General features: G+C 69.2%; 22 protein-coding genes and 1 tRNA gene. 6 read left to right on the forward strand and 17 right to left on the reverse strand.

The window, feature by feature from the left end:
* Nucleotides 1–19: 19 nt before the first annotated feature.
* Complete coding sequence (locus tag ACH34S_RS38915) at nt 20–418, reverse strand: hypothetical protein (protein WP_395957931.1); 399 nt, start codon at nt 416–418, stop codon at nt 20–22.
* Nucleotides 419–590: 172 nt separating this feature from the next.
* Nucleotides 591–800: a pentapeptide repeat-containing protein gene (locus ACH34S_RS38920; RefSeq protein ID WP_395957932.1), complete on the reverse strand. Its 210-nt coding sequence runs from the start codon at nt 798–800 to the stop codon at nt 591–593.
* Nucleotides 801–990: 190 nt separating this feature from the next.
* Here ACH34S_RS38920 and ACH34S_RS38925 point away from each other — a divergent pair, with 190 nt between their 5' ends.
* Complete coding sequence (locus tag ACH34S_RS38925) at nt 991–1,410, forward strand: hypothetical protein (protein ID WP_395957933.1); 420 nt, start codon at nt 991–993, stop codon at nt 1,408–1,410.
* 73 nt (nt 1,411–1,483) lie between these two features.
* Here the strand turns inward: ACH34S_RS38925 and ACH34S_RS38930 are convergent, their stop codons facing one another.
* Nucleotides 1,484–1,948: a hypothetical protein gene (locus ACH34S_RS38930; protein WP_395957934.1), complete on the reverse strand. Its 465-nt coding sequence runs from the start codon at nt 1,946–1,948 to the stop codon at nt 1,484–1,486.
* A 56-nt stretch (nt 1,949–2,004) separates the two neighbouring features.
* Here ACH34S_RS38930 and ACH34S_RS38935 point away from each other — a divergent pair, with 56 nt between their 5' ends.
* The gene (locus tag ACH34S_RS38935) at nt 2,005–3,057 is read left to right on the forward strand and encodes a tyrosine-type recombinase/integrase (RefSeq protein WP_395957935.1); all 1,053 of its coding nucleotides are present in this window, start codon (nt 2,005–2,007) and stop codon (nt 3,055–3,057) included.
* A 68-nt stretch (nt 3,058–3,125) separates the two neighbouring features.
* Here the strand turns inward: ACH34S_RS38935 and ACH34S_RS38940 are convergent.
* The 3 genes from ACH34S_RS38940 to ACH34S_RS38950 all read right to left on the reverse strand — a co-directional run bounded on the left by ACH34S_RS38940 (nt 3,126) and on the right by ACH34S_RS38950 (nt 5,543).
* A tRNA-Thr gene (locus tag ACH34S_RS38940) sits at nt 3,126–3,198 on the reverse strand.
* Nucleotides 3,199–3,263: 65 nt separating this feature from the next.
* Nucleotides 3,264–4,748, reverse strand: a complete 1,485-nt coding sequence (locus tag ACH34S_RS38945; RefSeq protein WP_395957936.1) for an alpha/beta hydrolase — start codon at nt 4,746–4,748, stop codon at nt 3,264–3,266.
* Nucleotides 4,749–4,841: 93 nt separating this feature from the next.
* Nucleotides 4,842–5,543, reverse strand: a complete 702-nt coding sequence (locus ACH34S_RS38950; protein ID WP_395957937.1) for a TetR/AcrR family transcriptional regulator — start codon at nt 5,541–5,543, stop codon at nt 4,842–4,844.
* 103 nt (nt 5,544–5,646) lie between these two features.
* Between ACH34S_RS38950 and ACH34S_RS38955 the strand changes: the two genes are divergently transcribed.
* From ACH34S_RS38955 to ACH34S_RS38970, 4 genes are all read left to right on the forward strand, one after another.
* Complete coding sequence (locus ACH34S_RS38955; RefSeq protein ID WP_395957938.1) at nt 5,647–7,140, forward strand: DHA2 family efflux MFS transporter permease subunit; 1,494 nt, start codon at nt 5,647–5,649, stop codon at nt 7,138–7,140.
* Between the two features lie 40 nt (nt 7,141–7,180).
* The gene (locus ACH34S_RS38960; protein ID WP_395957939.1) at nt 7,181–7,933 is read left to right on the forward strand and encodes a DUF427 domain-containing protein; all 753 of its coding nucleotides are present in this window, start codon (nt 7,181–7,183) and stop codon (nt 7,931–7,933) included.
* 1,510 nt (nt 7,934–9,443) lie between these two features.
* Nucleotides 9,444–10,523, forward strand: coding sequence for a ferredoxin reductase (locus ACH34S_RS38965; RefSeq protein ID WP_395957940.1), 1,080 nt, complete (start codon nt 9,444–9,446; stop codon nt 10,521–10,523).
* Between the two features lie 12 nt (nt 10,524–10,535).
* Nucleotides 10,536–11,651 (forward strand): fatty acid desaturase family protein, encoded by a 1,116-nt coding sequence (locus ACH34S_RS38970; RefSeq protein WP_395957941.1) that lies wholly within the window; start codon nt 10,536–10,538, stop codon nt 11,649–11,651.
* A gap of 266 nt (nt 11,652–11,917) precedes the next feature.
* On the opposite strand, the gene ACH34S_RS38975 is transcribed toward ACH34S_RS38970, so the two are convergent.
* From ACH34S_RS38975 to ACH34S_RS39025, 11 genes are all read right to left on the reverse strand, one after another.
* Nucleotides 11,918–12,754: a GNAT family N-acetyltransferase gene (locus tag ACH34S_RS38975; protein ID WP_395957942.1), complete on the reverse strand. Its 837-nt coding sequence runs from the start codon at nt 12,752–12,754 to the stop codon at nt 11,918–11,920.
* A 156-nt stretch (nt 12,755–12,910) separates the two neighbouring features.
* Nucleotides 12,911–13,990 (reverse strand): S1 family peptidase, encoded by a 1,080-nt coding sequence (locus tag ACH34S_RS38980; protein WP_395957943.1) that lies wholly within the window; start codon nt 13,988–13,990, stop codon nt 12,911–12,913.
* A gap of 356 nt (nt 13,991–14,346) precedes the next feature.
* Nucleotides 14,347–15,060: a S1 family peptidase gene (locus tag ACH34S_RS38985; RefSeq protein ID WP_395957944.1), complete on the reverse strand. Its 714-nt coding sequence runs from the start codon at nt 15,058–15,060 to the stop codon at nt 14,347–14,349.
* A 225-nt stretch (nt 15,061–15,285) separates the two neighbouring features.
* On the reverse strand, nt 15,286–16,119 hold the full coding sequence (locus tag ACH34S_RS38990; protein WP_395958019.1) for a stage 0 sporulation family protein: 834 nt from the start codon (nt 16,117–16,119) through the stop codon (nt 15,286–15,288).
* A 71-nt stretch (nt 16,120–16,190) separates the two neighbouring features.
* The gene (locus ACH34S_RS38995) at nt 16,191–17,180 is read right to left on the reverse strand and encodes a hypothetical protein (RefSeq protein WP_395957945.1); all 990 of its coding nucleotides are present in this window, start codon (nt 17,178–17,180) and stop codon (nt 16,191–16,193) included.
* A 206-nt stretch (nt 17,181–17,386) separates the two neighbouring features.
* Entirely contained in the window at nt 17,387–18,310 is a 924-nt protein-coding gene (locus tag ACH34S_RS39000; RefSeq protein WP_395957946.1) for a fructosamine kinase family protein, read from the reverse strand.
* Nucleotides 18,311–18,315: 5 nt separating this feature from the next.
* Nucleotides 18,316–18,798, reverse strand: coding sequence for a low molecular weight protein-tyrosine-phosphatase (locus ACH34S_RS39005; protein ID WP_395957947.1), 483 nt, complete (start codon nt 18,796–18,798; stop codon nt 18,316–18,318).
* Between the two features lie 7 nt (nt 18,799–18,805).
* Nucleotides 18,806–19,402 (reverse strand): permease-like cell division protein FtsX, encoded by a 597-nt coding sequence (locus tag ACH34S_RS39010; protein WP_395957948.1) that lies wholly within the window; start codon nt 19,400–19,402, stop codon nt 18,806–18,808.
* The gene (locus ACH34S_RS39015; protein WP_395957949.1) at nt 19,399–20,007 is read right to left on the reverse strand and encodes a SigE family RNA polymerase sigma factor; all 609 of its coding nucleotides are present in this window, start codon (nt 20,005–20,007) and stop codon (nt 19,399–19,401) included. Before ACH34S_RS39015 ends, ACH34S_RS39010 begins: the two co-directional genes overlap by 4 nt.
* Before the next feature lie 247 nt (nt 20,008–20,254).
* On the reverse strand, nt 20,255–21,829 hold the full coding sequence (locus ACH34S_RS39020) for a S8 family peptidase (RefSeq protein WP_395957950.1): 1,575 nt from the start codon (nt 21,827–21,829) through the stop codon (nt 20,255–20,257).
* 330 nt (nt 21,830–22,159) lie between these two features.
* On the reverse strand, nt 22,160–23,299 hold the full coding sequence (locus tag ACH34S_RS39025) for a DNA polymerase III subunit delta' (RefSeq protein WP_395957951.1): 1,140 nt from the start codon (nt 23,297–23,299) through the stop codon (nt 22,160–22,162).
* Between the last annotated feature and the right edge of the window lie 19 nt (nt 23,300–23,318).

Here is a 23,318-nt window from a genome sequence, read left to right on the forward strand (position 1 = left end):
GGCGGGCCGCCGGGCCCGTTCACGGTGTTCTACTTCCGGGCCGAGGCTGCGGGGCGGGGTGTAAGGCATGCGCAGGTAGGCGCAGGTAGGCGCAGATGATGTTGACGATGGTCTGCCGATGCCGCTCGTTATCGTTGGCCAGCCGTTCCAGGGTGTACAGGGCGGTAAGGCGAACCGTGGCCTTGTCGGAGCCGAGTTGCTCGGCGGCGACGTTGTACAGCTCGGTGACCCGCCGCTCGGCGGCATCCAGTTCGTCCAGGGCGGTGGCCAGCTCCTGGTGCTGCCGCCGGAACGCCAGCATCAGGCCGACCGCGGCACCCGCACCCGCACCCGCGGCCAGGCCGGTGCGGACCGCGTCCACCCGGAGCCTGGCCCGTTCGGTACCCGCCTGGCGTCGTCGGCGACCCCCAGCAGCCACGCGGTGGTCACCCAGATCGCCGCAGCCGCGGCCGCGCCGGCTGCCAGCACCAGAACCCGGCCGCCAGCGGCCTTACCCGCAACGGCCTGTCGGCGCGCCGATCCAGCGCGCGCTCCAGCCTCGCCATGCCCGTCTTAGTCCTCGTCCGACGCGTCCGCTCGCAGCCAATCAGTCAACAGCCTCCCGATGGTGGCGGCCGTCGGTGGCCAGTTTTGGCTGCGACGTCTGAGTCGAATCGATCGATTCTCAGACAGCTAGAACCGGGTGTACTTTCCACCCTCGCCACCGCCCGGATCTGTGACTCCGACAGGCCAGTCACCCCGCGCAGGTTCGCGTCTTCCAGGTTCGCGCCCCTCAGGGCCGCGCCGGTCAGTGCCCGCACGCCGCAGGTCCGCGCGCGTCCATCAGGTGCGCGTCTCCTAGGTCAGCGCGCCACAGTGGCCCTCCGCTCCCGAACGTGTCCCCAGCCGCCAGGTAGCGATGTGCGGTTAGGGTGGTCAGCTAGGCGGGGGGTGAACCGTACGCGCGAAAACCGATGGCCCGTGGTCGCGCACTCGGATGATCCTGGAGGGATGAACCTTGAGAACGCCGCGCGGGACTGGCGGGCCGATGGCTTCGTGATCCTCCCGGAGTTCATCCCCTCCGAGGAGCTGACTCCGGCGGTGAGCGAACTGAGCCTGCTGTTCCCCTCCGCCGAGGGCTTCCATGAGGGCACCGACCCGCGCCGCAGCCGCTTCATCGGCGACGAGTTCGCTGGAATCGACACCTTCCCGTTCGCCAGTACCGAGATCAGCCTGCTGGCGGTGAACCATCGCATCCTGGCACTCGCCCAGGCGCTGCTGGACGCCGCAGACGCTGGCCGGCATGGCGCTGCGGTACCCGGAACTCGACCTCACGCCCTGGTCGGCATCCGCTCCCGCACCACGCAGGTCTTGATTGCGCTCCACGCCCCCGTGGGTGCTGTCGGGATTGGTTCGATCCCCGGACACTAAGAACCGGGTGCGCTCGTCCACCCTCGCCACAGCCCGGACCCTCCTGCTCCAAAACGCCGGTCTCGCCGTAGCTTCAGGATTCCCGGGCCATGCCGTCGGGCAGCCCAAAGGGCCACCGCCCGGTCGCCAAGTCGAGCACGATCGTGCCGCCCTCGAACCGGGCACCGCGGTAGACAACCTCACCGCCCTCGAAGCGGGCAGCGCGGATGTCGGCCAGGCCGCCCACGAATCGGGCGCGGTGGAAGGAGATGCATGCGTTGCTGAAGACGGCGCTGCGAGAGTCGCCGCCGTCGAAGACGACGCCGGTGAAGTTCAGGTAGTGGCCGCGCCAGTAGACGTCGGTGTGGCCGTTGAGGTGGTTGCCGATGACCCGGATGATGGTGTGGCGGACCTCGCGGGCCTTCCGGTAGGCGGCGCGGGTCTCGGCGTGCGCGGCCATGTCCTGGCCGTCGGCAGGGATCTCTCCCGGGTCGGGCGTGTACGGCAACCGCAAAACGGCGCACAGCACGTCGATATAGGTCTGGCGGCCCTGTTCCAATCGTCGGCGAGTCCGGCCATGGCGTACACGCCAGCCAGCCGCACGGCAGGCTCCTCATGGCCGAGCTGGGCAGCGGAGGCCCGAACCGCTCATTGAACACCTGGGTCAGGTCATCCTGGGGCCCGCTGGCGCTCATGGGCCTGCTGGGCCGGATCCACCCCCTGCTGGTGGATGTGCGCGTGTTCCTGCAACCACTGACGGCGAGCGTTGAGAAACAACGCGAACCCGCCCCCCGCACCGAGCCCGACCGTCAGCGCGGTCCGGATCACGAACTCTACCGCGACCTCCTGACGGGCGGTGGCGAGGGCGGCAAACCGCTCGGCATCTCGACCGTCACGCGGACGCACGCGATTCTCCGCAAGTCGTTCGGTGACGCCGTCCTGGTCGACGAGCTCATACCGGCCAACCCCGTCGAGCGGGCCAAGCGGCCAAAGGCGACGCTGAACGAACCGGGCTCGGTGTGGACGGCCACGCAGCTCCGGACGTTCCTGGCTGCCGTTCGTCAGCATCGGCTGTTCGCCTTCTACCACCTGGGGGCATACACGGGTGCACGACGCGGGGAGTTGCTCAACCTGCGGTGGTCGAGTATCGACCTCGACGCGAAGCAGATCACGATCAGCGGCTCCACGGGCATCATCGCTGGCAAGCGCATCGAGGGGGCCACCAAGAGCGGGCGTTCCCGTGTCGTCAGCATCGACGACGAGACCGTGGCCGTCCTGCGGGAGCACAGCAGAGACCAAGCGGCTGACAAGCTCCTCGTCGGCGAGAGGTGGCGCGGCACGCAAGACGGCTACGTGTTCGCGACCGGGTGGGGCAACCCGATCCATCCCGACTCTGTCGGCTGGCTCATGACCAAGACCATCCGGGCCTACAACGCGCCGAAGGAGGGGCCGCGTCCGGCTGAGCAACTGCCCCATGCCCGGGTGCACGACCTGCGGCACATTCACGCGACCACGCTGCTCTTGGCTGGCGTCCCCGTCCATGTCGTGGCCGTTCGGCTCGGGCACGCCGATCCGGCGATCACGCTTCGGGTCTACGCGCACGTGATCCGGTCGGCCGAGGTGGCCGCGGCGGACGTGTTCGCGCGGGTCATGAACGAGGCGGCCTAGACGTCGCTGCTAGCAAGCCTGTTAGCAAAATGGCCCCTTCCAAGATCGGAAGGGGCCTTTGACGTGGGAGCCGCCTATCGGAATCGAACCGATGACCTATTCATTACGAGTGAATCGCTCTGCCGACTGAGCTAAGGCGGCGTGCCGTGCGGGGCACGGCGGGTTGCAGTCTACCGGGTCTCCGGGGCAGTGCGTACACCGGTTATTCAGCGGCAGGTGGTGCCGTCCTTGGGCGGGTCGGTGGTGATCAGGTACTTGTCGGCGGCGTCGGTGATGCAGCTGTTGCCCTGCAGATAGGCGGTGTGACCGTCGCCGTCGAGGGTGAGGAGGACACCGTTGGAGAGCTGCTCGGCGAGGCTCTGGGACCACTTGTACGGTGTGGCGGGGTCGCGGGTGGTTCCGATGACGACGATCGGTGGGGCGCCCTTGGCGGTGATGGGTTTCGGCTGTTGCTGGTTCTGGACGGGCCAGTAGACGCACGGCAGGCCGCCCCAGACGACGAACGGACCGAAGCGGGGGGCCGCCTTCTCGGCTTCGGTGGCGGACTTGCCGTAGGTCTTGAGGTCTGGCGGGTTGGGTTTGTCGACGCAGTTGATGGCCATGTTCGCGTCGGTCTGGGTGCTGTAGGTGCCGTCGGGCTTCCGTTCCACCATCTCGTCGGCGAGGGTCAGGAGCATCGTGCCGTCGGCGTTCTGGATTGCCTGGGTGAGGGCTTGGCGGAGGACGGGCCAGTACTCCTTGACGTAGAGCGCCCGTGCTATCCCCATGGTCGCTAGGGATTCCGTGACCTTGCGTGAGTCTCGGGTGTTCTTGAGCGGTGTTTGGTCTGTCTTGGTCAGGAAGGACGAGACCGTGGCCACAACCGCGTCGACGGAGTTGCCGAAGCGGCAGAAGCCTGCCTTGACACAGTCGCCGGCGAAGGCGCGCAGGGCCGTCTCGAAGCCTTTGGCTTGTTCGATCAGCATGTCGGTCGAGGACTGTCTGGGGTCGACTGCGCCGTCCAGGACCAGGGCACGGACGTTCTTGGGGAACTGTTCGGCGTAGAAGGCGCCCAGGTAGGTGCCGTAGGAGGCGCCGTAGTAGGTGAGCTTCTGGTCGCCTAGGGCGGCGCGTAGGACGTCCATGTCGCGGGCGGCGTTGACGGTGCCCACGTATGGGAGTTCGGTTGCCGCCTTGGTCTTGCAGTTGTCGGCGAACTGCTTGCCTTTGGCGGCGAGCGTGGCTGTCTCTTTCTGGTCGTCCGGGGAGGAGTCGGTGGCGAAGAAGTCGTCGAGTTGCGCGCCGGTGTTACAGCGGACGGGCTCGCTCTTGGCGACACCGCGGGGGTCGAAGCCGACGATGTCGAACTTGCTGCGCAGGTCGTTGCCGAACGTCCGGGCCGCCTGGCGGACGAAGTCCGTACCGGAACCTCCGGGACCGCCGGGGTTGATCAGGAGGGAGCCGATGCGGTCGGACTCATCCTCCGCAGGGAGCCTGATGACGGAGATGCCGACCTTTTCGCCAGACGTTTTGGTGTAGTCGAGAGGTACCTGGACGGTCGTGCATTGAAATCCGTCCTTGCAGTCCTTCCAGGACGGTTTCTGCTTGTAGAACGAGTCGAGGCCGGTTGGGACGCTCGCTGACGCGGTCGCCCTCTCACCGTCGTCGTCGCTACATCCGGTGACCGTCGCCATCGTCAGCACGGCGGCCACGCTGATGAACTTCGCTGCCCGCAACTGGAGACCCCGTCTCGTCGTAACACTACGTACGTCGTCGCCTACGGTACGTTGACACGGCCGCTGGAGCTACTTCTGGCCGTAGTCGTGTTCTATGCCGTCGAGCAGCCAGTTGAGACCCCGCTCGAAGTCCACGCGCCCGTAGAGGCCCCTCTCGAAGACGGGCTTGAGGTGCGGGAACTCTCCGCTCTCCAGGAGCAGGCGGATGTACTCGCGCTCCAGGAGGCTGGTGTGAGCGCGCTCCAGGCCGTTCTCACCGATCTCTTGGACGTGCTGCTCTCGCAGCGTGTAGCCCAGCATGTAGTGGTCGACGGTGGTGATGATGGCCACCATGCTCTCTGGGTCGTCAGTGAGCCGTGCGGCGGCGGCCAAGGACTGCTCTGCGTGACGCAGCCCGTTCGGCCCTACACGCGGGGAGCGGTGGGAGAGCTCGAACATCCAGGGGTGCTTGAGGCCTGTCTCGCGTTCCTTGTGGGTGATCTGGAGGAACGCCTCGCGCCAGTCGTCCGGCAGATCGCCCTTGACCAGCGTCTCTTCTGCGACCTCGTCGTACATGAGGTCGAAAATGTCCTCTTTCGCGTCGATGTGGGTGTAGAGGCTCATCGCGCGCACGCCCAGCTCGCTCGCGATGCGGCGGATCGACACGGCGGCCAGGCCTTCGGCGTCCGCGATCTTGATCGCGGACTCGACGATCGCCTCCCGCGTCAGCTTCGGGCGGCGCCCGCCGCGGGGACGCGTCCACACGTCGCCTGACCTCGCTGAACCTGCCACGACAAAGATCCTACGCGATACAGCGTATCGATACGGTGTACGGGTGGCGCGAGACGGTGTATGGTGATGCCGATACGGTGTACGGATTCAGGGAGGCGGCCGGATGACCAGCGCAACGACCGCACCTCCTGCCGACCGGGAGGGCATCGACCCGCACCTGCGCAACCTCGCGGTCGTCGTGCTGCTCGGCGCGATCATGACGGTCCTCGATTCCACGATCGTCAACGTCGCGGTCACGGCGCTGGGCAGGGAGTTCGACACCTCGCTGTCGACGATCCAGTGGGTGGTGACCGGTTACACCCTCGCCCTGTCCATGGCGATCCCGCTGTCGGGCTGGTCGGTGCAGCGGTTCGGTGCCCGGACGATGTGGCTCGTCTCGCTGGGGCTGTTCATCGGCGGCTCCCTGCTGTGCGGGCTCGCGTGGTCGACCCCCTCGCTGATCGCGTTCCGCGTCCTGCAGGGCCTCGGCGGCGGGATGCTGATGCCGGTCGGGCAGATGATGCTCGTCCGGGAGGCCGGGCCGGCGCGGATGGGCCGCGTGATGAGCATCGTCTCGGTCCCGGCGATGCTCGCGCCGGTGCTCGGTCCGCTGCTCGGCGGCGTGATCGTCGACAACCTGAGCTGGCGGTGGATGTTCTTCGTCAACGTCCCGTTCTGCGCGATCGCGCTGTTCGCCGCCTTGCGAATGCTGCCGCGCGACACCGACCGCAGCACGGACGCCCGGCTGGACGTCGTCGGCATGCTGCTGCTGTCCCCCGGTCTGGCCGCCCTGGTGTACGGGCTGTCGGAAGCCGGTAACGGGACGAGCCTCACCGGCCCGGGCTTCCTTTTCAGCGTCATCGCCGGAGGCGTCCTGGTCGCCGCATTCGTCGCGCACGCGCTGCGCAAGGGGCAGGGAGCGCTCATCGACCTGCGCCAGCTGGGCACCCGAGCGTTCACCGGCGCCACCGGAGGGCTGTTCCTGTATTGCGGCTCGGTGTTCGGGTTGATGATCCTGATCCCGCTCTTCGCGGGAATCGTCCGTGGTGAGTCGGCCCTGGAGGCGGGCTGGCTACTGGCGCCGATGGGCATCGGCGCGATGGTCACGATGTCGGTGTCGGGGCGGCTGGTCGACAGGTTCGGCGGACGATGGTTCGCCGTGGGCGGCATGCTCTGCGTCCTCGCCGGTGCGTTGGCTCTCACCACGCTCGCCCCGGAGACCGGCTCCGGCATGATCATGGGGGCGATGTTCGTCGTCGGGCTCGGCCACGGCATGATCACCCCCAGCCTGATGTCGATGGCCTACCAGGGACTGCCGCGCGAGACGGTGCCCGCGGCGACGACCGGCGCGACCATCCTGGTCCGCGTGGGCAGCTCGTTCGGCACGGCGGCGACGGCGGTCGCCCTGCAGATAGCCATCCGCGGCGAGATCCCCGGCGCGGACGGCGGCCTGTCCGAGGTCGCCGCACGGCACACGGCGGAGACGCCTGCCCTTCTGACCAGCGCGTTCACCGAAACGTTCTGGTGGGCGGCGGCGATCCTGCTCCTCGCCCTCCTCCCGATCTTCGCGGTCCCCCGCACCGTGACCGGATCCGGGCGAGTTTCGCGAAAGAGGTAAGGAGGCGGCATAGGAGAAGGGGCGACGGGGTTGGCCAGGCATGAGCACATCGCAGAAGACGAAGGTCCGGATCGAGAAGAGCGGTAAGCGCGTCCGGGCTTATCTCGGCGGCCATCTGGTGGCGGACACCACGGGTCCGTTCCTGGTGTGGGAGGTCCCCTACTATCCGACCTACTACTTCCCTGCGGCGGACGTGCGGGCCGAGCTCGTCGAGGACGGGCCGGGCAAGCGGTCGCCGAGTCGAGGTGACGCGACCGCTTACACGGTGAAGGTGGACGGGGCCGAGGCACGGGGCGCCGCCGTCCGGTACGCGGAGTCGCCCATCGAGGAACTGCGCGGTCTCGTCCGCCTGGACTGGGCGGCGATGGACGCCTGGTTCGAGGAGGACGAGGAGGTCTTCGTCCATCCGCGGGACCCGTACACGCGCGTGGATGTACTGGCCGCTTCGCGTCATGTGCGGGTCGAGGTCGACGGGGTGACGGTCGCGGAATCGTCCAGCCCGAGGCTGCTGTTCGAGACGGGCCTGCCAGTGCGTTACTACCTGCCAAAGACGCATGTCCGGATGGACCTGCTCGAACACACCGACACGGTGACGCACTGCCCCTACAAGGGCACCGCGGAGTACTGGTCGGTGCGCGCGGGCGAGAACGTCCATGAGGATCTGGCGTGGTCGTACCCGACCCCGCTGGACGAGAGCCGCAAGGTCGCCGGGCTGGTCTGCTTCTACAGCGAGAAGGTCGACATCTTCGTCGACGGCGTCCGGCAACCCCGCCCGACTAGCAAGTTTGCCTGATCAGGCATCACAGTGAGCTGCCTGTTCCGTCAATGTTTCGATTCAACAGTCGAATGGACCCAACTCAACCCTGACCCAACACAAGGAAAGCTATACGGCCTGGCCAGAGGGCATATAGCCGACATAACACAGGTCACCGAATAGTCCTTAGGAAGGTCAACTCCGTCGTTGACAGGTACGGCACCCGCCCGCCTGCCCGATAGGCGACCGGTGCCGTGTTGGCGGCGACCAGGTGGCGCACCGCCGCCGCCTGGGCCCGTCTCGCCGCAGGGGCACGCGAGGGGACGAATCGTCTCGCGTGGGGCTTGATCGTGAAGCGGATGTGCCCATCGCACCCTGGCGAGACGACACAGAGCCGCGGAGCCGGCCGGCATAGCCCTTGACCGTGAAGGTGATGCGCCCGTCCCGCCGCGGCGAGACGACACAGGGCTGCGCGGAGGCAGATCTGCCCGGCGCAGCCTCGACCATGCAGAGATGCGCCCCGTCCCACCTCGGCGAGACGGCACAGAGTCGCGGAACCCTTTGGCGCAGCCTTGAACATGAAAGGAATGCGGCCCGCCTCACCTCGGCGAGACGACACAAGGCTGCGCAAAGACGACGGAGCCGCCCGGCGCAGCCTTGAGCATGAACGGGGTGCGTCCATCTCGCCGCGGCAAGACGGCCCAGAGCCGCGCAGGGACGTAGCCGACTCGCGGCGGCTTGACCGTGATGCTGAGGCGCCCGTCTCGCCTCGACGGGACAGCACGGGTACGCGGAGATGAAGCCGTCCGGCGCGGGCCTGACCATGAAGGTGACGCGCCCGCGCTGGCGAGACGGCGCAGGGCCGGGCGGAGACGGCAGAGCCGTCCGAGGGCGAGCCTTGACCGTGAATGCGATGCCTCCATCCCGCCTCGGCGGGACGGCACAGGGCTGCGGAGCTGTTCGGCGCAGCCTTGAACGTGAAAGGAATGCGGCCCGCATCGCGTCGGCGGGACAGCACGGGGCCGCGCGGAGACAGAGCCGCCCGGCGCAGCCTTGACCATGAACGGGGTGCGTCCATTCCCCGTCGGCGAGCCGGGAGAAGCCTGCGCGGAGACGGAACGTCTGGCGCGGGCTTGACCGTCAAGGTGCTGCGTCCGCCTCGCCTCCGCGAGATGGCATGGGGCCGCGCGGGAGCGGAGACTGCTGGCGTCGGTTGACCATGAAGGGGATGCGTCCGTTTCGCCTCGGCGGGATGGCATGGGGTTGTGCGGGGGCGGAGGCGGCTGGCGTCGGCTTGACCGTGAAGCGGGCGCGTCTGCCCCGGCTCGCGGGGTGGCACGGGGCTGTGCGGGGGCTGGTGTGGGGTTGGCCGGGATGGTTTTGCGTTCGTCCCGGGTCGGTGGGGTGGGTGTGTGGTGGCGTGACAGTGGTGGATGGGACATTCTGTGGTGGTGTGATGCCCGTCGCGTTTTACGGTTGGGGGCTTGAACAGGTCCTTACGGCTTCGTAGGTTACGCAAACGTAAGTTAGCGTTCCTTCGGGAGGGACCTTGGCCACCTCTTCGCGGCGATACGTGGCGGCGCCTCGTGTGACACGCCGGGGGCTTGAGGCGGCTGTACGGCATCTGACCACGCCGCTCCTGCCCGAGGACTATCTCGGGCTGTTGAACCCGCTGTGGTCGACGGTGGAGCTTCGGGGGCGGGTCGAGGCTGTTCGGCATGAGGCTCCGGATGTGGCGACCCTGGTGATCAAGCCGGGGCGTGCGTGGCGGGGGCATCTGCCGGGGCAGTGGGTCAAGGTCGGGGTGGATGTGGGCGGTGTCCGGCATTGGCGGACGTTCTCGCTGTCGTCCCCGCCACGGCGGGACGGGCGCATCACCATCACGGTCAAGGCCACGGCAGACGGCTTCGTCTCCGGGCATCTCGTCAGGGTGGTCCGGCCCGGTGTGATCGTGCGGCTCGGGCAGGCGGACGGTGAGTTCGTCCTGCCCGCGAAGGTGCCGCGCAGGCTGCTGTTCGTCACGGCGGGGAGCGGGATCACGCCGGTCATGGCGATGCTTCGGCGGCTCGGCGGCTCGTCCGATGTCGTGGTCGTTCATTCGGATCGGACGGCCGGGCAGGTCATCTTCGGTGCCGAGCTGCGTGCCATGCGAGGGGTGAGGCTGCATGAACGGCACACGTTGGTCGAGGGACGGTTGAAGCCGTCCGACCTGGCGGGGATCTGCGCTGATTGGGCGGAGCGGGAGGCCTGGGTCTGTGGGCCCGGGGAGATGCTGGACGATCTCGTCGAACATTGGCGCGCTGCCGGGGTGGAGGACCGGCTGCGTGTCGAGCGTTTCCAGACTGTCTGGGGCGAGGCGGGCGGTGACGCTCAGGGCGGGCGTGTGACGTTCAGCAGGAGCGGTGTGGTGGTCGACGCGGATGGCGGTACGCCGCTGTTGGTGGCTGGGGAGGACGCCGGTGCGTTGCTGCCGAGTGGGTGCCGGATGGGCATCTGCCGCAGCTGTGTCGGCCGCCTGTGCTCCGGGAAGGTCCGGGACCTGCGGACCGGCGAGGTGCACGGGGAAGAAGGCGACATCGTCCAGACCTGTGTCTCGGCCGCGGCCGGGCCCGTGGAAATCGAACTCTGAAGGAGCACGAGGATGACCGCCACGACCATGAGCGCCGCCGTGTCCACGACCGGGCACCTCAGGGACGACGACTACGAGGCCATCGCCCGTGAGCTGGACGCGCTCCGCGAGGAGATCATCGGCGGCCTAGGGGAGCGCGACGCTGCCTACATCCGCCGGGTCATCCGGTGGCAGCGCGGCCTGGAGATCGGGGGGCGGGCGCTGCTGATGGCGTCCTCGCTGCCGCCCGCCTGGATCGCCGGGACCGCGACGCTGGCCGTCGCGAAGATCCTGGAGAACATGGAGATCGGGCACAACGTCATGCACGGCCAGTGGGACTGGATGCGCGACCCGAAGATCCATTCAACGACCTGGGAATGGGACAACGTCTCCCCCTCCGACCAGTGGAAGCACACGCACAACTTCGTCCATCACACGTTCACCAATGTCCTCGGCAAGGACCGGGACGTCGGCTACGGCCTTCTGCGCGTCTCGCCCGAGCAGGAATGGAGCCGCGCCCACCTCGCGCAGCCGCTCTACAACGTGCTGCTCGCGATGTTCTTCGAGTACGGCGTCGCGATGCACGACCTGGAGGTCGAGGAGATCCAGGAGGGCACGGACGACAAGGAGGTGACGAAGGCGAAGCTGCGCGCGATCGGACGCAAGATCCTCCGCCAGTGGGGCAAGGACTATGTCGCGTTCCCGCTGCTCAGCGGTCCGCAGTTCCTTTCCACGCTGGCCGCGAACTTCACCGCGAACGTGGTGCGGAACGTGTGGGCGCACACGGTCATCTTCTGCGGGCATTTCCCCGGCGACATCGAGGTGTTCGAGGAGGAACGGCTGGAGGGCGAGACGAAGGGGGAATGGTACGTCCGGCAGCTCCTGGGGTCGGGCAACATCGACGGCGGTCGCCTGTTCCATCTGATGACCGGGAACCTCAGCCACCAGATCGAGCACCATCTGTTCCCGGACATGCCGAGCAACCGGTTCGCCGAGATCGCGCCGCGCGTCCGGGCCCTGTGCGAGAAGTACGGCGTGCCGTACCACACGGGTTCGCTGTCCAAGCAGGTCGGCAGCACCTGGAAGAAGATCTTCCGCTACGCCCTTCCGAACGGGAAGACGGCCTCGGCCGTTCGGGCTGCCCGCTGAGCTCGCGAAGGCGTCCGGCCGGCTGCCATGCCATGCCATGCCACCGCTAGACGGAGGCTTAGGCGCTGGGCGCTGCGCTAGTCCTAGGCGTTGCTCCTAGCGCTAGGGCCGACCCCGGGCGCAATGGCCGACCCCGCGTGCTGGGGCCGACCCACGGGTGCCGGTGCCGGGTGCAGGGTGCCGGTGCCGGTGCCGGTGCCGGGTGCTGGGGGCTGGGTGCTGGGAATGCGGTGGTGGCGGGCGCCGGGGTCTGGAGGCGAGGGTGGTCAGCCTAGGGCTTGGGCTACGGGGACGTAGAGGCGGGACGGGTCGCTGTTGATGGGAGCGCCGTATTCCATGACCGTGGTGGTGAAGGCGGGTCGCAGGCCGTGTGCCTCCGCCCACGCGATCAGTTCCGGGTGGCGGTGGTCGACGTCCAGGCGCACTGGGCCTGGTGGGACGACCTCGTCCACGAGGGTTAGGGCGGTTTCGGTGTCCTGCGCGATGACCGGGCCGACCAGGGTCCTGTCCTCGTTCCACCAAGCTCCTCCGAAGCCGGCGATGCCGTGCCTGCGGCGGATGACGCGGAACGATTCGCAGAAGGACGGGAGGCCCTTGACGACCTCCGAGCGGTCGGCGCCGAAGACCTCTGTGTCGAGTTCGTGGACGGCGGGCATGTCGCTCGCCTCCACCGGGACGGACACTCCCCGCTTGGACAGCCCCTCGGCCACGCCCGTGTACGCCGTGCAGAGCGCCACGGAACGAAATCCCAAACGCTCGTACAGCGGACGGCCATAGTCGGTGGCGGTGAGGCAGAGACTGGCCGTCTCCGTGGTGTCCATGGCGTGCCGCATCAACCGTCCGCCCAGGCCGCGCCGCTCGTAGCGCTTGGCAACGAGGACCATGCTTATGGCGGCGACGTCCTTGCCGTAGGGCGTCGATATCACCGTGCCGGCGAGTTCGCCGTTCCCGTCGTCGATTCCGTAGACGTCGCCGACGGAGAACAGGAACCGCCACTTGCGGTCTTCGCGTCCCCAGTCGCGGTCTTCGGCGAGGCGCAGGCAGGCGGGGAGGTCGTTGATTCCGAGCGGCCGCACGGGGGTGTCCGGCAGCGGTGAGTCCATGGTCGGACGCTAGATCGGCAACGTCCGACCGCACAACCGAATTAGCCGCTGGCGGGTGTCGGCGGCTTGCGAGCGGCCGGGGCCGGGTGGCCACCGGTCTTCGGCTGCCGGTCGGGTGCCGGCCGGCCGTGCTGGTTCAGATGGCGATGGATGTGTTCAGTAGACCTCGGCGCCGAAGGCGTTCAGGACCTTGTCGACCGGCTGGAAGAACGTCGACCCGCCGCTGGAGCAGTGTCCGCCGACGCCGAATCCCAGACCGAGTGCCAAGGGACCGGAGAGGAAGGGCCCCGCCGGGGAGTCGCTGGGCTCGGTGCAGATGGTGGTCTTCACCAGTCCGGTGATCGTCCCTTCGGGGAAGGTGACGCTCGTGTTGAGCGCCGTCACGGTGCCGCACTGCTTGCCGGTGTCGGGGCTGATGCGGCAGACCTGCTGGCCGATCTTCGGGTTCTGCACACCGAGGACGTCATGCGATCCCGTGGGGGTGCCCACGCTGCCGGGCCTTTCCACGTGGGGGCTGACATAGCGGACGAGGGCGGTGGTGCCGTTCGTCACCGACACGACGGTCCCGAGTTTCATCATCAGCATCGGATCGGCGTAGAGCTTCAGGCCCACCTTGGCGCAGGCGCCCGTGGTGAGGAAGTAGTAGCTGTCGGCCTTGCGCACGTTGAAGCCCAGGGTGCAGCGGATGCCGTCGCGCGCGAAGATCGTCTCCCCGCCCTCGGGGTCCGGTGGGCCGAAGAGGCTGTGCGGCTCGTCCGGGTCCGGCTCGGGGTCGGGCTCGTGGGCCGGTGGAGGGGGGTCGTCGTCCGGCGAAGGGTCCGGGTCCGGCGTCGGGTCGTCGTCCGGCGACGGTTTCGGGTCCGGCGTACGGCCCTGGTCAGGCCCGGGGTTGGGCTTCGGTGCCGTGCCGGGGCCGCCGGGGGCGGGCGCGGCGACGACCGGAGGGGCGACGACGGACGCGCGTCCGTCCTCGTTCCGGCGGGCGTCGCCGTCCCGGCCGCGACCGCGCGCCGGGTCGGCACCGGAGGCGCGGGCACCGTAGCCTCGCGCGGACTGGTCCGCGGAGTCGCTTTCCGGGACGGGTTCGGTGTCGGGCACGGGCTCGGACTCGGGAGCGGGAGCCGGAGCCGGGGCGGGAGCGGACACGACATCTGGCGCCTGGGTGATCATGTACGGAGCCGCGGCCACGATGATGGCCGTGCCGCTCACCAGCATTGTCAGGGGGATGGGTCTCACGGGGCCTCCTGGGGATGGCGGGTGAGGGGGGAGTCGGCCCAGGATGACGACTTGCCGGAATAGTGCAGAAAGGACGACATCCGCAACAAGGGGGGAAACTGCCAAGATTTTCGGTTGCCGTCTATCAAATGCCAGGCGAAGACCAGTGAGATCGATGGAGGCCGTTGGACATTGGACAAGGACCGGGCCTGCATTAATAGCCAGTTGCCGCCAATTGCGTCACTGACCGTGAGCTCCGGCATGCCATTTGGAGTCGGGGCGGCTCATGGGCAGGCAGCCGGGCGGGTGACCGGGCGGCCGGGCGGGTCGCTCGGTGATGTGGACGGGCGTCGTCTGGACGTTCGTCCTCCGGCACCTCAGTACACGTTGACGTCGTAGGCGCTGAGGATCTCGTTGATCGGCTGGTAGAAGGACGTCCCACCGCTGCTGCAGTTGCCGCTGCCGCCGATCCCGACTCCGAGCGCCAGGGTGCCGGTGAAGTAGGGCGCGCCGGGGTTGTCGCCGGGCTCCGCACAGATGTTCGTCCTGGCCAGGCCGGTGATCGTCCCTTCGGGGAAGCTCACGCTCTGGTTGAGCGCCGTCACGGTGCCGCACCGCACGCCGGTGGTGGAGCCGCTGCGGCAGACCGGCTGGCCGACGGTCGCCTTGCCCGCGGCCGTGATGTCTCGGGACCCGGGGAAGCCAAGCACGCTGCCCGGCCTCTCCACATGCGGTTCGACGTAGACGACGAGCGCCACGGCGACGTTCATGACCGAGACGACGGTGCCGAGTTCGACGGTCAACCCCGGGTCGGCATAGATCTTCTGTCCCGATTTGGCGCAGCCACCTGCGGTAATGAAGTAGTAGGTGTCGGCCTTGCGGACGTTGAAGCCCAGGGTGCAGCGGACGCCGCCTTTCGCGAAGATCGGCTGGCCGCCCTCTCCGCTGGGCGGGGGCTTGGCGGCGGCGGCGCGCCCGCCCCCTTCCGTCGCGACGGCGTTGGGGACGGTTGCGGACGCGGCGGGAGCGACGGCGACCATGGCGGCCGTGGCCATGGCGGCTGTGAGGATCATGGAAATGCGGGGTCTCACAGGGCCTCCTGCGGAAGTGGCGGGGGGGTGGGATGCCCAGGATGACGACTTGCCGGAATAGTGCAGAAGAATGAAGGTCCTTACAAGAGGACGAATGTGCCAAGGATGATGGCAGTTTTGTATCAACTGCCATGCCATGGGCGGTGAGCGCGAGGAGCTCCGCGCCTGTCGGCGGACGGCGGCGCGACGCAGCGCGGTGCGGTGCGGTGCGGTGCGGTGCGCTGGTCAGGGCTGGGGGTCGTCCTTGGCGGCGGGGTCGTACATGGCCTCGTGTTGCTGGCGCGGCGAGCACACAGAGGCGGACGGGCAGGAGCAGCGGCCGCCGCTCGCCAGGCGGACGGTCACCTTGTCGGACGGGACGTTGCGTCCCACCACCTGGCCAGGGCCGTTAGGGGTGTCCACCCGAGAGCCCAGCGCGGGCATCGATTCGTGTGCCTTGACGTAGAGCGGGTGCTCGTACTTGAGGCAGCACATCAGGCGCCCGCACGCGCCCGCGATGCGCAGCGGGTTCACGGGAAGGTCCTGTTCCTTCGCCATGCGGACGGACACGGGCTCGAAGTCCTTCAGGAAGGTGGCGCAGCACAGGTCGCGGCCGCAGGGGCCGATGCCGCCCTGGAGGCGGGCCTCGTCGCGAGGGCCGACCTGGCGGAGTTCGACGCGGGCCTTGATGCCGCGGGCCAGGTCGCGGACGAGGGCACGGAAGTCGACGCGGTGCGGGGCGGTGAAGTAGATCTTGAAGACGTTGTCGTGGTCGAGGAAGTCGACGCCGATGACCTTCATGGGGAGGTCGTGCTTGCGGATGAGGCGCTTGGCGATCGAGCGGCCCTCGGCGCGGCGGCGGCGGTTGGTCTCGTCGCGGGCCAGGTGCTCGTCGGTGGCGGGGCCGGCGCATTCGGGGAGGCCGCCGATGTCGTCGGAGACCCATTGGGGCGCCCAGACGCATTCGGCGACCTCGGGGCCGGAGTCGGTGGGGACGAGGACCTTGTCGCCGACCTTCGGGCTGTGCGTACCGGGGTCGAGGTAGTAGAGCCGGCCGTAACGGGTGAAGCTCACTGCCATCACCATGCCCACGGTTTCGCTCCGTTCGCCCGGTTCCGTGCGACCCACTTTAGGCCGTCCGGAAGCCGGGCTCACCAGGCCGCGTCGGCGAAATCCTGCCCTGGGACGGCGGTGTCGGCCGTATAGAGGTCTCCGGCGGTCGCCAGTAGGGCCTTGCCCGTGTGCGCGGTGTCGAGGCTGGTCAGTTCTTCCTTCACCGTCTGGTTCCACAGAAGCCTGGCGGGTTGGCCCGCCACACTGAGCGCCTGCACGGACATCTGCGAGTCCTTCACGATGCCGGCGAATACGGTCTTGCCGTCACGGCTCAGGATCGCCGTGGTGCTGCCCTTGGGGAGCGTCAGGACGGCCTTGCTCAGCTTCAGGTCGCCCGTCGCGCCATCGGTGTTGAGCGTCCGGAGCTGGTGCTTGGACTCGGCGACCTCACCGCCCGCCGAACGGGCGACCGGGCTCCACACGAACGAGAGCATCGGGCCCGACCAGGACAGGCTGCTCACGCGGGCGGGCAGCTTCGTCGTCCACACCCTATGGACGCCGGTGCCGGCGGCGACGACGTCCACGCGGCTGCGGGCGCGCTGGTAGGTGACGTAGGCGATGCGGCCGCCGTCCGGGCTGACGGCCAGGTCCGACCATGACGTGGACACGCCGGGGACGGTGGCCTTCGGAATGTCCTTGAGGTCTTCGGGACGGCCGTCGTCCTGCAGCGTGAGGCGGTGGAACGTCACCGCGCGGTCGGCGTAGGACGCGACGACGTACGAGCCGTCCTTCAGCGCCGCGACGCGGTGGAAGCGGCGGCCCTGCGGCGCGGCGACGGGCAACCCGACGTCCTTGCCGCTGCGGACGTCGCGAACGATGAGCGCCGTGCCCGACGCGGCGACGCCGACGACGAACCGGGGCTCGGTCTTCTTGGCCCCGGCGGCGGGCGCGGCCTCGTGCTTCTTCTCGGTGGCGCGCTGCTGCCGGTGGACGACGTCCATCCCGCCGGCGACGACCAGCGCCCCGGCCGCGGCGATGGCGACGGGGATGAGCCCCCTCCAGGGTGGATTCTCGCGCCTGCCGTCCATCGGGCCGTCCCGCACCTGCCTTTCCGCTGCTCAGTAGACCTATCACACGCCACGGGCCGGGCGAGTCCGTCGCGCCCTGTGATCATTCCGCTTCGCGTCCGTGCCGCCCGTCGTTTCTACCTCATCTCCATCGCGACAAAAACCCATGAACGCGGAGTTACCACATCGAAGTGAAACCGGATCGGGCGTGTCAGCCAAGCGCCGTGTCAGCCGAGCGCCGTGCGGGCCGCTTCGATCAGGGAGGCGCGGTACGACGCGCCGAACAGCGCCACATGCACGAGGAGGGGATGCAACTGGTGCAGCGGGACGCGGGCGCGCCATCCGGCGGCGAGCGGCGCGGCCTCGTCGTAGGCGGCGAGGATCCGGTCCAGGTGCGGCGTTCCGAACAGCGCCATCATGGCGAGGTCGGTCTCGCGGTGGCCGCCGTGGGCGGCCGGGTCGATGAGCAGCGCGCGGCCGTCCGTCCACAGGACGTTGCCGGACCACAGGTCGCCGTGGATGCGGCTCGGCGGCTCGGGCGGGCCGGCGAGCGTCTCGATGTCCGCCATGACGCGTTCGACCAGGCGGACGTCGGCGGACGACAGGTGGCGGGCACCCAGGCGCAGGAACGGTTCGAGGCGGCGTTCGGCGTACCAGCCGGGCCAGCCCCAGCCGCCGCCGTCGCCGGCCGGTACCGGGGTGTTGTCGAGCGGGAGGTCGGCGATGTAGCCGTCCCAGGGGGCGCCGTAGGCGGCCGGGCGGGCGGTGGTGTGGAGCGCGGCCAGCTCCCGTCCGAGCCGTTCCGCGGTGGACGGGTCAGGCGGCGCGGACGTCAGCCACGGCAGGACGAGCATGTGCTCGTCCGCCGCGACCACGTCCGGAACGGGTGCCCTGACGCCCGGCTCGGAAGCGGCGGCCTCGGACAGCCAGCGCAGGCCCGCCGCCTCCGCCGCGAACACGCCGTCCAGGTCGCCGCTCCCGTTTCCCACGGATTCGGCCGCGGCCTTCACGAAAACGTCGCGGCCGTCGGCCAGGGACGCGCGGTGCAGCGTCCACGAGTGGCTGGCCCCCAGGCCGTGCAGGCCGTCCACCCCGACCCCGAGAAGGCGCTCGACCCGATCACGCAGGCCGGACGGCGCCCCGCCGCGCACGCGGCTCAGCGCTCCTTGAGCGCCGTGCGGATCTCCTCCAGGAGACCGGGAACGGCCGCCTCCACCTGCTCCAGGACGAGATCGAAGTCGGCCCGGCCGCCGTAGTACGGGTCGGGAACGTCGAGGTCGGCCGCGTCGGCGTCCGGGTCGAACTCGCGCAGCAGCCGGATCCTGCCGCGGGTCTCCTCGTCCGGTGCCATGGCGCGCAGCGCCTGCCGATGGCCCTCGTCCAGCGCGACGATCAGGTCGTAGCGGCCGAACCAGCCGGGCTCGAACTGCCGGGCTATGTGCGCCGACCGGTATCCGGCACGATGCAGTGCCGCGACCGTCCGCTCGTCGGCCTCGTCGCCGGCATGCCAGCCGCCGGTTCCGGAGCTGTCCACCTCGACATCGAGCCCCTCGTCCTCGACGTGCTGGCGCAGGACCCATTCGGCCATCGGCGAGCGGCAGATGTTCCCCGTGCAGACGAAAGTGACGCGATACGGCATCTCTCCATCATGCACGAGGCGCGAGGGGCTCGATGACGACCTTGTCCACGCCGGGGAGGCCATCGATCGCGGCTTTCACCGCCCTTGCGGCCCCGTCGTCCGCGACCTCCACGCGGAAAGAGTCGGCGAGGTCACCTTTCCGGGTCTTCGCCACGAAGTCGTCGTTGCCGGCGAAGCGCTCCTTGAATCTCGCGTACGCCTGCTCCTGCGACTCGTAGGTGAGGCGCCGCACCTGCGGCATGGCCTCCAGCCGCCGCTGGACGTCCTGCTTCTGGAGCTCGCTCGCGGCCTGCATGCCGCAGGCGGAATTGGAGGTCGTCGGAATGCACAGGAACACCGCCACCCTGCGCTCGCCGGCCACCGCCGCCGCGTTCTTCTCGGACCGGTCGCCGAACGTTCGATCCAAGGCGACGTAGCCGCCCGCGAACACGCCCCCAATGACCAGGACGAACACGGTGACCAGGGCGCCCACGACCAGCGGGCGCGACAACACCCCGGGCGACGGCGACCGGTCCGGGAACGGCGGCGGTGGCACGTCCGCCGAGTGGACGGTCTCCCCGACGTCTTTCAGCGCGTTCGTCAGGCGTTCTTCGGGTCCGTTCATTGCTCCTCCTTAAGAATCCGGGCCAGCGCGGCGATCCCCCGGGATGTGGTCGACTTGACGGTGCCGCGGCTCACCCGCATCGCGTCGGCGATCTCTTCCTCGGACAGATCGCAGAAGTAGCGCAGGACCAGGGCCTCACGCTGCCGGACGGGAAGCCGGTGCAGCGCCTCCATGACCTCCCGCCGGTCCTCCGCGACCATCGCCGCCGCCTCGGCCGACCAGACGGGCGGCTGGTGGACGGTGCGGAACGGCCTGCCGCGCCGCCGCAGCACCGTCCGCGACCGGTTCAGGACGGCGGACCGCACGTACGTGAGCGCCTTGTCGCGGTCCTTCAGCCGCGACCACCGCTTGTAGAGGCCGGCGAACGCGTCCTGGACGACGTCCTCGGCCGTCCCCCGGTCCCCGACCATCATCAGCGCGAGGCGCATCAGCCCCAGCGCGTGCCCTCGGTAGAGATCGGTGACCGCCGACGTCGCATCGGTTGACATCGCATCGGTGGACATCGCATCGGTGGACATCGCATCGGGGGACGTCGCGTCGGTGACGGGCGCCTCGCGCGGATGGTCCGGGGGGTGATCGGCGACCATCGGCTCAGCCCCGCTCATCCGAGACGCCTCGATGAGGCGGCCCCCAGGGGCGATCGGATGAGCGGGTCCGGTCCTTCATTTCTGAGAAGTTGACCTTCCATGTACCAGAGACGCCGTCGGCCCTCGCAGGTTGCTTTGCCGCGAAGGCGAAAGAAAGCGAGCAAGGCGGGCTCGACAAATTAGCGAAGCGGCCCAGGACCGGTCTCGGTCCTGGGCCGCTTCGCTATGCGATACGGGTCGGGTCAGCGACGCCCGCGTTACGGCGTCAGTGGCTGACGGCGTTCAGGGCGTCGACGATGCCGTTGCCGAAGAACCCGTTCCGGGCCTTGGAGCCCTCGCAGGTCTGCGTCGACGTGTTCTTCACCCACTTGCCGTCCACCAGCGTGTACCAGACGTACTCGTAGGCGCGCGGGCTCGGGCATTCCTTCGCGGTCGCGGTGCCGCGCAGCACCCCTTCCACGGCCCGCGGGTCGAGGGTGAGGCCGCCGCGGCCACGGTCGCTCTTGCCGTACTTGCTGACGATCAGCGCGGCGACGCCGACGGCGTGCGGCGACGCCATCGAGGTGCCCTGGATCGACTGGTAGTAGGCGCAGTCGTCGCCCTTGCAGCTGCGGATGATGTTCGGCGTCTTCGGCGTGCCGTCGGGGTTCAGCTCGCCGCGCTCCTTCGCGAGGCGCGCGGGGTAGGCGGCCCAGACGCCGGCGCGGTCGTCCGGCCGCTGGTCGGCCGTGTCGACCTTGTCGCCGCCGGGCGCGGCCACCGCGACGTACCCGTTGCCGTAGCTGCTGAAGTACGACTTGCGGGTGCTCGGGCCGGTCGAGGAGACCGGGATGACGTGCTCGCCCTCGGACGGCATCGACACGCAGCTCGCCGGGATCGTCCGCTCGTACGGCTTCTCACCGGGGACGGACGGGAAGTCGGGGCTGGTGTCGTCGATGTTCGTCTTGGTGTAGTCGACGCGCTCGTTCCCGGCGGCGGCGACCAGCGTGACGTCCCGCTCGTGCGCGAAGTCCAGCGCGCGCTGCACGGCCGTGGCGATCGTGCGCTGCTCAAGCTGGTCCTGGGGGCTGTCGGCCGGGTTGTTGCCGCAGTTCCAGAGCCACGGGTCGACGTAGTACGACATGTTGACGACGTCGATGCCGTTCTTGGCCGCGTACGTCAGGCCGTCCACGGTCGGCTGGGTGAAGAAGTAGCCGGAGTCCTGGCCGACGCGCAGGTTGACGATCGACACGTTCGGCGCGACACCGGCCATGCCGAGCCCGTTGCGCGGCGAGGCGATGGTGGACGCGACGTGCGTGCCGTGGTCGTTGTCGTCCCAGTCGTTGGGGTCGACGCAGCCCTTGAACTCGCACGGCCCGTCGACCTCGTTGCCGTCGGCGTCGGTCGGGATGTCGGTGGTGAAGTTACGGCTGAGCTGCCGGTTGAAGTTCGGCTTGATGTCGGGGTGGTCGCCGTCCACACCGGTGTCGAGGACGCCGACCAGCACGCGCTTGTCGCCCGGCTCCTTCTTGTACGAGCCGTCCGCCGTCGCGTGGATCTGCTTCATGTCCCACTGCAGATCGGCCAGCGGCTCCTTGTCCTTGGACGGCTTCCCGGCGAGGGACGCCCCGCGCTTCGTGCCGACCAGCTCCTCGACCTTCGCGGACTTCTTCTTCGCGGTCTTCGGCGCCTCGCCGATGATCCGGTTGTGCGCGGCGCCCACCAGGGCGCGCTCGTCCATGGCGTCCTGGATGAACGCCGGGTTGCCCGACCGGACGGTCGCGACGCCCACGTCCCGGTTCTCGTGGACGATCTCGCCCCCGGCCTCCCGCACCGCACGATGGGCTTTGCCGGTGGACACGCCCTCCTTGTAGAGGACGACGTATTCCGAAACCTCACCCTTCGTCTGCGCCGGGTTCGGAGCCGCTGACGCTGGGAACGCGAGGGCCGTCACCGTGGTGACGGCGCACGCGGCGGAAATCAAGGCTCGCCGCAAGGCAGACCTCCTGGCAGTGGGGGGAGCGGGCCCGCGATCGGGGCCCAAGCGAGGAGCAAGGTACGTATGTTCCCATTGAGAGATGCGAACGGTTATATAACGAAAAGGGAGACCTCTTGTAAGGCGCCGATTTCGGACGTCCGGACGGGAGTACACGGCCGTCCGACCAAGGGACTCAGGGGCCGGAACCCGAGTTCAGCCGGTGCGCAGGGCCAGGGTGAGCGCCTCGACGGCGAGCTGCGGGTTGACGTTCAGCTCCAGCCGCTCCCGGCACTCCATGATCGCGTCCAGCCGCCTGAGCGTGTCCTCGGGACGGCCGTCCGCCGCGGACGTCCGCAGCTCGGCGGCGAGATCGACGTTGCACAGCTCGCTTACGGCGCCGAGCTGGAGCGTCAGGACGTCCCGGTAATAGGAGGCGAGGTCGAGCAGCGTCCGGTCCAGGGCGTCGCGCCGCACCCGGGTCGCGCGCGACTTCTGCCGGTCCGCGAGCTCCTTCAAGGCGCCTGCCGTTCCGCGCGGCATGCGCCCCTTCTCGCTCTCTCCGAGCGCCTTCCGCAACGCGGAGGTCTCCTCCTCGTCCAGCTCCTCCGACTGGACCTGGGCCTCGTCCGCGGCGGCCTTCACGATCGCCTCCGCGGCGGCCACCGCCGAACTCACCGACGTCAGCCGGCGCGGGACGGCCATCACCGCGGCGCGCCTGCCGCGCGCCTCGGGGTCGGTGGCGAGCCGCCGCGCCTGGCCGATGTGGCCCTGCGCCACGCGCGCCGCCAGGTCGGCCGTGTCGCGGTCGACGCCGTCCCGCTGGAACAGCGCGTCCGCGACGGCGGCGACCGGTGGGGTGCGCAGCGTCACGACCCGGCAGCGGGACTTGATCGTCACCAGAAGATCCTCCGGCGACGGTGTGCACAGCAGCCAGATCGTCCGGGCGGGAGGCTCCTCGATGGCCTTCAGCAGCACGTTCGTGGCCGTTTCCGTGGCCCGGTGCGCGTCCTCGAAGAGCACGATCTGCCAGCGTCCGCCGCTCGGCGATGACGCGGCGCTGAGGACCAGCTTGCGAGCTTGGTCCGCGCCATAGGAGAGCCCCGTCGGACGGACGACCTTCACGTCCGCGTGCGTGCCCTGGAGGACCTGGTGGCAGGACGGGCAGTGCCCGCACCCGCGCGGCACCTCCTGGCACTGCAGCGCCGCGGCGAAGGCCCGCGCGGCCGTGGTCCGTCCGGCGCCGGGGGGGCCGGTGAAGAGCCAGGCGTGGGCCAGGCCCGCGCCGTCCGACGCCGCGGACGTCAGTTGTGCGACGACGGGCTCCTGCCCCACCAGGTCATCCCAGACGCTCATGAGTACGAGGCTAGCCGGG

The sequence above is a fragment of the Actinomadura sp. 3N508 genome (assembly GCF_044326375.1).
In the GTDB taxonomy this organism is placed as follows: Bacteria; Actinomycetota; Actinomycetes; order Streptosporangiales; family Streptosporangiaceae; genus Spirillospora.